Source organism: Shewanella sp. 5S214 (assembly GCF_041439795.1).
GTDB classification, from domain to species: domain Bacteria; phylum Pseudomonadota; class Gammaproteobacteria; order Enterobacterales; family Shewanellaceae; genus Shewanella; species Shewanella vesiculosa.
The window spans coordinates 89,043-98,661 of the sequence record NZ_JBGOOV010000020.1 but is presented as its reverse complement, the minus strand read 5'-3'; the positions used below and the strand labels follow the sequence as shown (position 1 = coordinate 98,661).

Sequence of the window (9,619 nt, the reverse complement as noted above, 5' to 3'; positions counted from 1 at the left end):
TAGAATGACCCAGTGTAGATGCGCCTGAGGGTATCGAAAACAGGGACGTTTTCGTAAGCGGCCATGGATGGCGCAAAGCGTCCCGAAGCAGTATCTGCACATAATCCCACTGCAGGTGATTAACTGCATTGAAGGTACAAGCTTCAAACCCATTTAACCAACACCCACTCAGCTAAACACCACTAAACCAAACATAAAAATGCCAAACCTTCATTAGAAGGCCTACAAAATTTAGGCACAACGAGTTCGTTTTCTTGACTTAGAAACGGACAAAAGTAAGTCTGCACTAAGCCGCTCTATCACATCTTTGTAATCGCGACATTCGCTATCCTGTAGCACACTTGCAGCAGGTAGTGAGTAGCGATTAAATCATGTGATCAATCAAACTTAACCGAACCAAATAAGTTAAGTTAATCAATATCTCACTTACGTTGTTGTAATATGAGTTGCTTTTCACGAGCAAGCATTACCATGCGAAACATGCCCCACGCCATAATCACAGCACCTAAAAGCAACATGACATTAACAATGACAGCTTGGTTAGCGAGTATAGGTAAAAAATCTTGGTCAAATCCGGCAACTAAACCGTAAATTCCTAGACCAAACAACAATGCTCCAGGGAAATCAATTAAGGCGACTATCATCATACTGCGATGAATTCTAGCCAACTCAGCTTGGGTGTTATTCTGTGTCATTTGCTCATCCTTGCCTAAATACACTTAATGAGTATCTATTACAGATACCACGATGATGCCCAAAATAGCGCTTTGCAATTGAAGTATCTACGTCATCAACGGCAACATAAACCATCCAATTGACGGATATGGTTATTGCTATCATGCCAGCAAATAGCTTATTGACCAACATACCATTGGTTGTTAAATATCAGCCAGAATAGTCACAAACAAAAAAGCCTTCAAACGAAGGCTTTCTGAATAATTATAATTCGATTATAACAAGTTGCGGTTATTTAAATACCGGTAAGATATCTGCCATTGCCAATAAGTGACATGTTGCGGTCACTATCCCAAACAACACCACAAGCACAATCAGTGGCGTTCCGCCTGGCACCTTAAAGCCAACATAATCGGGATACTGCTGCCTCACTTTATAAGCCAGCAAAGCTGGAACAATCACAGCCCATATGGTGGCTGCAAGTGCAGCAAAACCAATAGCGAGGATAAACCCATTCGGAAACAGCAAGCCCAATATTGTTGGCGGGATAAACGTAACCGCTGCAGTTTTAATCCGTCCGGTGCGCGAATCATCAAAACCAAATAGATCAGCAAGGTAGTCAAACAGACCTAATGTGACACCTAAAAATGATGATGCCACGGCAAGATTGGCAAACAGGGTCAACATGCTATCAAGCCATTGGCTGGCAATAACACCCGACAACGCTGCAACTAACACCCCAATATTACCGCCTTGGGCAATAACATCGGCAAACTGGCTGCGCTGAATATTACCCATAGTTGCCACTAACCAACACACATAAATCACTAATGCGATTGTGGTTCCGCTAATGATGGCCTTAACAATGGTTTTAGCATCTTTACCGTAATATTTAACTAAACTGGGTACGTTACCGTGATAACCAAAACTGGCTAAGCCAAAAGGAATCGCAGCGAGCAGATAAGGTAAGTAACGCGACTCACCATCGGGTGATACCAGTTTCACGGTATCGATATCGATCAATAAATTACCAATGGCCAAGAAGAAGGTAATGACCATGCCACCAAGCATGATGGTGGTAATGCGATCAACCGCTTTAGTACTGACAAATACCACTAGCGCCAGCACCACGGCAAACACTAACCCTGCCACACTCTGAGGTAGACTGACACCCAATGCCGATAAACTGTGATTAACAATCGATCCGCCACCACTGATATAGGCATAAGTTAAAATGTACAACACAAAGGCTATAGAGACGCCGTTAATGACTCGCCAAAACTGCCCTAGGGTTACTCGAGTTAAGGTATCGAAACTGTCACCGGGTTCAAAATGCAAGTTAGCTTCTAATAACAGCAAACCCGACATTAGCATGCAAAACCAGACGCCGAGCAACATCGCTATTGAGTAGCCAAACCACATCCCTGCACCAACAACTGGCAAGGAAAACATTCCCGCACCCACTGTAGTGCCAGCAATGATCATCGCCCCACCCAATACTGACTTACCACTAGTGCGATGCTTGGCCGCATTCATATGGTTTGCCATTATTGTCCGTGCTCCGCATCCACACTGTCTACTATGGTTTGTTTCACTGACGAACTCAGCAACTTGTTAGCATGATCTCGAATTCTGATCACTTCGTCACGATGTTCAACACTGCATAAGTAACCGAGTTCTTTTAACTTAACACTCAAGGTGTTATACAGTTTTTTGTCATAAAACTCTGGAGCGGTAATCCCGTGAAGTGCGCCTAGTCGTTGGGCCAACAAGTGACTGTCGGTTTCAAGAGCAGAACGTTCAAGCTCAGGCTTTATCGCCAGTAAATTGAAGATAATGGCATAACGCTGCAAGGTCTCACTGATCGTTTCAGCCAGAAGTAACACTTGGGTAATATGACGAGGCGTGATGACAAAGTTATCATTGTCGCTCAACAAACCTTGCTCAAGCATAAAGTCTAAAACGCCATCAACATATTTAGGCACATCATCAATGCCCATAAATAACTCTGCTTTCAACAATGGATAAAAATCCATCACGATGGCATGAATGCGCGCGCGATCGCAGTCATCATAGCGCAATAAACAACTGGCAATTAATGACGGTATCGCCATTAAATGAATAATATTATTACGGTAATAACTCATGGTGATGGCAATTTTTTCATCAACAGAAATAATCTCACCAATAGAATCTTTGGTACTAACAAACTTATTTAACGACAAACAATGATCAACAATCGACTTACCATCACCCTCGGCGACCGATGCGTAATCGGTATAAGGTACGGTTTTCAATAAGGCTAAATACAGATCAAGTTGGCGTTCTAACTGACTTCTTTCTAATGCATTTTGCTCTGAGGCTAATAACACTAAACTGGTTAATGTTACCGAGCTCGCGGCGGCAGCACCGTTAATATTGGTCATCACGCGGTTAGCGAGTAAATTAACCGATGGAGTAAACCACGATGGTTTTTGATCAGGCTCTTTCGCCAGTTCGCTACGCCATTCTGGCGCTTGTTGATTTAAGAAGTGCTGTAAGTTAATCGGCTCACCAAAATTAACATAACCTTGGCCAAAGTTGCCGAGTTTACGCAGCGCACCAAATAACTGCCAAACAGATTCTTTTTTCTTTTTCTTGCCGCTTAATTCTTTGTGGTAAGTGGCCACTTCCATCACATGATCATAACCTAAATATACTGGTACTAACGTCACTGGGCGCTCTATGCCGCGTAGTACACTGTTTATGGTCATTGCCAACATGCCGGTTTTAGGCGCAAGTAAACGCCCTGTACGCGAACGCCCACCTTCGGTGAAATACTCAACCGAATAACCTTTAGCAAATAACTGATCTAAATACTCACGAAATACTGCGGTATACAGTTTATTACCATTAAAGCTGCGGCGGATGAAGAATGCTCCACCACGGCGGAACATTGGCCCTGCTGGCCAAAAGTTCAGGTTAATACCGGCCGCAATATGCGGCGGAACCATACCCTGATAATACAAAATGTATGACAGCAACAAGTAATCCATATGGCTGCGATGACAAGGTACGTAGACAATTTCATGGCCATCATGGTGAAGCTGTCTTACCTGTTCAGCACCTTTGATATTGATACCGCTATATAATTTATTCCATAACCAAGTGAGAAAACGCTCGGCAATGCGCACTAAACTATCTGAATAGTCCGCGGCAATTTCATCGAGGTATTCAATCGCAGTTTCACGGGCTTTTTCAGGGGATACTTTTTTGTTGACCGCTTCTTCTTCAATTGCCTTTTTAATTGAATCTGACTTTAATAAAGAGGCAAATAGCATTTGACGATTAGGTAATTGTGGCCCTGTCATAACTTTACGTTGGCGACGGAAATGTACTCGCGCGACACGGGTTAATTTATGCGCAATTCTTTTATCTGTACCGTGCTCATCAGCCATATGGCGCAGCGATAACGCATTAGAAAACTGCACAAAATTATGTCGCCCTAAAAATAAAATCATCAGCCACTTACGTAACCAAGTTGGGTTTTCTCTTTCAAAAACAGCCGCTGTCATGCTGTCTTCTTCCTTACCAGGAGTTCGTCCCCAATAAAGACAAACTGGCACTAATTGAATATCGAGGTCAGCATTCTCACTATGAAGCGATAATAAACGGGTAAAATAATTAAGGAACTTCTCACCACTTTCACGTTTACCAAATAGAGGTTTACGCCCCTCTAAACACACCACTCGAGGCACTCTTAAACCATCAAGCTGTAACGGCTCATAAGGACTTGGCATACCAAATCCTTCAGTGATTTCGCTCAAGGCGGCAATATCACTAATAGATTCCGTTTTCATTAAATAAACCAAGGGCTTGGTCGGATCTATATTGAGGTCATCAAACGGATCATGGGGCACCACAATGGTCTGTACCATCCATTTTTGAACCCATTTTAATGCTTGTAAAAATATTGAATCTGGTTTTGACATGGTTATTTTCGCAACATAAGCCATTGTAATATTGTCGTATAGGATACCAGAAACCACCCTGCTTACACTATCTGGCCGACTTATCTTTACGTGTAAGCTCTCACTTTAAGACATAGTGCAAGATAAAACATATATAATAACCAATAAAAACATTAATTTAAGTTACATAAAACCAATAAAACACAAAAAATAGTTGGTTAATACTTGCACGAACACAAACACTGTATATAATGACAGTCACTGTATAAAAAGACAGGAATCATCATGAGACCGTTAACGCCGCGCCAAGCAGAAATATTAGACTTAATTAAAAACAATATCGCCGAAACAGGTATGCCACCCACTCGTGCTGAAATTGCGAAACGTCTTGGCTTTAAAAGTGCTAATGCTGCCGAAGAGCATTTAAAAGCATTAGCCAAAAAAGGCTTTATCGAGATCATGCCTGGAACCTCTCGAGGTATTCGCTTACCTCATGAAGAACAGATTGAAACCGGTTTGCCTCTGATTGGACAAGTTGCAGCTGGTGAGCCCATTTTGGCTCAAGAACACGTTGAACAGTATTATCAAGTCGACCCGAGCATGTTTAAACCTGCCGCAGACTTTCTGTTGCGCGTTCGTGGTGACAGCATGAAGAACATCGGTATTTTAGAAGGCGATTTACTCGCGGTTCATAAAATGCAACAAGCACGTAATGGCCAAGTTGTGGTGGCGCGTGTTGATGATGACGTCACCGTAAAACGATTTGAACAAAAAGGTAATGTGATTTATCTGCATGCAGAAAATGACGATTACACCCCGATTAAAGTTGATTTAAGTTGCCAAAGCCTAACCATTGAAGGGCTTGCCGTTGGCGTTATCCGTAATGGAGATTGGTTATGAACAAACTAATGGGCATCGCGCCACGTCACCCAGGCTTATGGGTAGATTTAGCTGAAACAGAATTGCATGGCAACCAAACCATTCGCACATTACAAACAGTCACCCAAGGTGAAGCTGAGTTGAGCCAGTTGTGTAGTCAACTCGCCACATTGAGCCAACAAGGTCGATGGATTGTGTTAATTAGCCCACCACACATTGGCTATAAACATATGCTGGCAAATGCTGGCGTGAGAATGGACCGTATTTTACTGGTGCACACTAAAGACGAAGTCGAAACCTTATGGGCGATGGAAAAAGCGCTTACCAGTGGAACATCAAGTGCTGTCGTCACTTGGACAAGCTCACTTGACGCCCGTGATAGTCGTCGATTAGAAATTGTAGCTAAAAGTGCACGGGCTTTAGGTGTGGTAATTGAGGATGTGAATGCTCACTTACCTCACAAACATCAAATTGTTAGCCCTACATTAATAAATGGAACAAGTAATTTTTGCTCATTTCACTGAGCATTAACCCTTACTTACCAAGCCCTGTATTGAATTCAGGGCTTTTTTTTCATCTTTTTTCAGTTAATTAGCCAACAAAGTGATCTTGATCAATGTTTAATCTACAGCTAATGTTGTTCCCAAGGATGAAATATTATTCATCTTTAATTGGACGTGAATGACAGTGATTAAGATTACTTTCAGACAAATGAGCCAACTCAATCTTGATAAGTTCAGTAGTAGGTACAAGCGTGGTGCACCGCTAATAATAAAACCGTAAACAACCCGTTTACTGCCACCAAGGTACTTTGAGGTCATCAAACTTTTTTCGGGAACCGAAAAGTTTGCATAGAGCAGAGAATTACTGTGTGACTTTTCTTTGTAATTGCTATTTGCAATGAACAGAGGAGCAGTCTTGTGAAGCAATGGTGGTATTGTTTACTGGTGGTGTTTATAGCACTTCCGCTTGGGGCATCAGAAATGTCCCTCAACATGACTCAAGGCGTGACAGATATCAGTGGTAAGGTTTATGGCCTCCACATGACGATACTTTATATCTGTTGTGCCATTGGGTTAGTGGTGTTTGGGATCATGATTTATTCAATGATTTACCATCGCAAATCAAAAGGCGCTGTTGCGGCAAATTTTCACGAAAGTACTAAAGTGGAAATAGCTTGGACCGTCATTCCTTTCATCATCTTAATCGCCATGGCCATTCCAGCCACTAAAACCTTAATTGCCATGGAAGATCCCAGCAATGCGGATCTCACCATCAAAATTACTGGGTCGCAGTGGAAATGGCATTACAGCTATTTTGATAAAGACATCGAATTTTACAGCACATTATCGACCCCCAGAGATCAAATCGATGGCATAGAGGCTAAAGGAGAGCATTATCTTCTTGAAGTCGATAAACCACTCGTACTGCCCATTAACCAAAAAGTGCGTTTTTTAATGACATCAGATGATGTGATCCACTCATGGTGGGTTCCGGCTTTTGCGGTTAAAAAAGATGCCAATCCAGGCTTTATTAATGAAGCATGGACCCGCATTGATAAGCCCGGAATTTATCGTGGCCAATGTGCCGAATTGTGCGGTAAAGACCATGGATTTATGCCAATTGTGGTGCAAGCATTATCAGAGACAGATTTTGATAATTGGTTAGTAGAGCAAAAGCAACTGGCCAGTAATGCCGCTGCTGCGGCGGCTGCATCACTGTCACAAACCTTATCTCTTGAAGAGTTAACCACCCAAGGCGAACAGATCTATCTTGCTCGTTGCGCCGCTTGTCACCAACCTAATGGTGCGGGCCTTCCAGGTGTATTCCCATCACTAATTGGCAGTCCTATCATAAAAGGCCCTGTTGCAGGTCACCTCAACATCGTCTTAAACGGTAAACCAGGAACCGCAATGCAAGCCTTTGCCAAGCAACTTACCGCCCAAGAGATTGCCGCAGTGATTACCTTTGAGCGTAATGCTTGGGGCAATAATACCGGTGATGTTGTTCAAGCTGCTGATGTGAGTAATTTCTCTGGCGGCAATGAAGCAAGTACTGAAGCAAATAAGACTGAAAGCACAATGGCCGCAACAGCAACTGAGAGCACCAATACTGCGACAGAAAAAGCGACTCAGGCTCTTGAAACCGTCGCAAAGGCTGTAACACCAGAGGTTGTTGCCATTGAAGATCTGCCCACCTTAACCTTGGAGCAGTTAATCACAGAAGGTGAGCAGGTTTATGCCACCACTTGCGCCGCATGTCATCAAGCCACTGGTGCTGGTTTGCCAGGCGCTTTCCCTTCACTTATTGGCAGCCCTGTGGTTAGCGGACCGGTTAGCGGACATATCGATATCGTTATGCACGGTAAACCAGGCACCGCGATGCAGGCATTTAGTAGTCAACTTAGCCCACAAAAGATGGCCGCGGTGATTACTTATGAGCGCAATGCGTGGGGCAATAATTCTGGCGAGGCGGTGCAACCTGCCGATGTCGCTAGCCATGGACAGTAGGGGAAGACAATGAGCACAACAACGCACGATACACTAGCTACCGCTCATGATGAACATCATCACGGAGCGCCGAAAGGGCTCATGCGCTGGCTACTCACAACTAATCATAAAGATATCGGTTCGCTGTACTTATGGTTTAGTTTTATTATGTTTCTCACTGGTGGCGCCATGGCAATGGTCATTCGGGCAGAGTTATTTCAGCCTGGATTACAGCTAGTAGAACCTAACTTTTTTAATCAAATGACCACGGTTCATGGTCTTATCATGGTATTTGGCGCAGTGATGCCAGCTTTTACCGGATTAGCTAACTGGTTAATTCCGATGATGATCGGTGCACCAGACATGGCTTTACCGCGGATGAATAATTGGAGCTTTTGGATTTTACCGTTCGCGTTTACCATATTACTCAGTTCGCTATTCATGGAAGGCGGTGGTCCTAACTTTGGTTGGACATTCTACGCACCGCTATCAACCACTTATAGCCCTGATAGCACCGCTCTATTTGTATTCGCCATCCATATCATGGGTATCAGCTCGATAATGGGTGCGATTAACGTTATCGTGACTATTGTTAACTTGCGTGCTCCTGGCATGACATGGATGAAACTGCCTTTGTTTGTGTGGACTTGGTTAATTACTGCCTTTTTATTAATTGCGGTGATGCCAGTGCTCGCAGGCGCAGTGACTATGGTGTTAACCGACAAGTTTTTCGGTACCAGCTTTTTCGATGCTGCAGGTGGCGGTGACCCAGTGATGTTCCAGCATATTTTCTGGTTCTTCGGTCACCCAGAAGTTTACATCATGATTTTACCCTCATTCGGCATTATCTCCGCCATTATACCGACCTTTAGCCGCAAGAAATTGTTTGGCTATTCCTCTATGGTTTACGCTACTGCCAGTATTGCTGTGCTGTCGTTCTTAGTATGGGCACATCATATGTTTACCACAGGCATGCCAGTATTCGCCGAGTTGTTTTTCATGTATTGCACCATGCTAATTGCGGTTCCCACCGGGGTTAAAGTGTTTAATTGGGTTGCTACCATGTGGCGCGGTTCGATGACATTTGAAACACCAATGCTATTTGCGGTGGCGTTTATCATTCTGTTTACCATTGGTGGCTTTTCCGGTTTGATGCTGGCAATCACCCCTGCTGACTTTCAGTATCACGACACTTACTTTGTGGTGGCGCATTTTCATTATGTACTGGTGACTGGGGCGATATTTTCCATTATGGCGGCGGCATATTATTGGCTGCCAAAATGGACCGGTAATATGTACAACGAAACCTTAGGCAAGTGGCATTTTTGGTGCTCAGTGATCTCTGTCAACGTGCTGTTTTTCCCAATGCACTTTTTAGGCTTGGCGGGTATGCCTCGTCGAATCCCAGATTACGCAGTACAGTTTGCCGATGTGAATCAAATTGTTTCGATTGGTGGATTCGCATTTGGTTTATCGCAGTTTATTTTTCTCGCTGTGGTGCTCAAATGTATCAAAGGTGGCAAACCGGCTGGCGATAACCCTTGGGAAGCTGCAGAAGGTTTGGAATGGACCATTGCCAGTCCAGCGCCATATCACTCGTTTACCACTCCGCCGGAGATAAAATGA

Annotated in this window: 7 protein-coding genes; 4 read left to right on the top strand and 3 right to left on the bottom strand. The window is 43.6% G+C overall.

What is annotated here, in order from left to right; translation table 11 throughout:
- Nucleotides 1-422 precede the first annotated feature (422 nt).
- From ACED29_RS14140 to plsB, 3 genes are all read right to left on the bottom strand, one after another.
- Nucleotides 423-695 (bottom strand): hypothetical protein, encoded by a 273-nt coding sequence (locus tag ACED29_RS14140; RefSeq protein WP_182723028.1) that lies wholly within the window; start codon nucleotides 693-695, stop codon nucleotides 423-425.
- Nucleotides 696-966: 271 nt separating this feature from the next.
- A complete protein-coding gene (gene mtr / locus ACED29_RS14135) occupies nucleotides 967-2,223 on the bottom strand; it encodes a tryptophan permease (RefSeq protein WP_124018276.1) in 1,257 nt (418 codons plus the stop codon).
- Nucleotides 2,223-4,646 (bottom strand): glycerol-3-phosphate 1-O-acyltransferase PlsB, encoded by a 2,424-nt coding sequence (gene plsB / locus ACED29_RS14130; RefSeq protein WP_124018275.1) that lies wholly within the window; start codon nucleotides 4,644-4,646, stop codon nucleotides 2,223-2,225. Before plsB ends, mtr begins: the two co-directional genes overlap by 1 nt.
- Nucleotides 4,647-4,910: 264 nt before the next feature.
- On the opposite strand from plsB, the gene lexA reads away from it, so the two are divergent.
- The 4 genes from lexA to ctaD all read left to right on the top strand — a co-directional run bounded on the left by lexA (nucleotide 4,911) and on the right by ctaD (nucleotide 9,619).
- The gene (lexA, locus tag ACED29_RS14125; protein WP_124018274.1) at nucleotides 4,911-5,525 is read left to right on the top strand and encodes a transcriptional repressor LexA; all 615 of its coding nucleotides are present in this window, start codon (nucleotides 4,911-4,913) and stop codon (nucleotides 5,523-5,525) included.
- A complete protein-coding gene (locus ACED29_RS14120; protein ID WP_371697911.1) occupies nucleotides 5,522-6,028 on the top strand; it encodes a cell division inhibitor SulA in 507 nt (168 codons plus the stop codon). Before lexA ends, ACED29_RS14120 begins: the two co-directional genes overlap by 4 nt.
- 396 nt (nucleotides 6,029-6,424) lie before the next feature.
- Entirely contained in the window at nucleotides 6,425-8,014 is a 1,590-nt protein-coding gene (gene coxB, locus ACED29_RS14115; RefSeq protein WP_347690461.1) for a cytochrome c oxidase subunit II, read from the top strand.
- Nucleotides 8,015-8,023: 9 nt separating this feature from the next.
- Nucleotides 8,024-9,619 carry a cytochrome c oxidase subunit I gene (gene ctaD, locus ACED29_RS14110; protein WP_371697910.1) on the top strand — a complete coding sequence of 532 codons (1,596 nt, stop codon included), beginning with the start codon at nucleotides 8,024-8,026 and terminating at the stop codon, nucleotides 9,617-9,619.

Excerpts from the sequence above, each read along its gene's own strand:
- ACED29_RS14120 (WP_371697911.1), top strand. The coding sequence starts at position 5,522 with ATGAACAAACTAATGGGCATCGCGCCACGTCACCCAGGCTTATGGGTA.
- lexA (WP_124018274.1), top strand. The coding sequence starts at position 4,911 with ATGAGACCGTTAACGCCGCGCCAAGCAGAAATATTAGACTTAATTAAA.
- ctaD (WP_371697910.1), top strand. The coding sequence starts at position 8,024 with ATGAGCACAACAACGCACGATACACTAGCTACCGCTCATGATGAACAT.
- ACED29_RS14140 (WP_182723028.1), bottom strand. The coding sequence starts at position 695 with ATGACACAGAATAACACCCAAGCTGAGTTGGCTAGAATTCATCGCAGT.
- mtr (WP_124018276.1), bottom strand. The coding sequence starts at position 2,223 with ATGGCAAACCATATGAATGCGGCCAAGCATCGCACTAGTGGTAAGTCA.
- plsB (WP_124018275.1), bottom strand. The coding sequence starts at position 4,646 with ATGTCAAAACCAGATTCAATATTTTTACAAGCATTAAAATGGGTTCAA.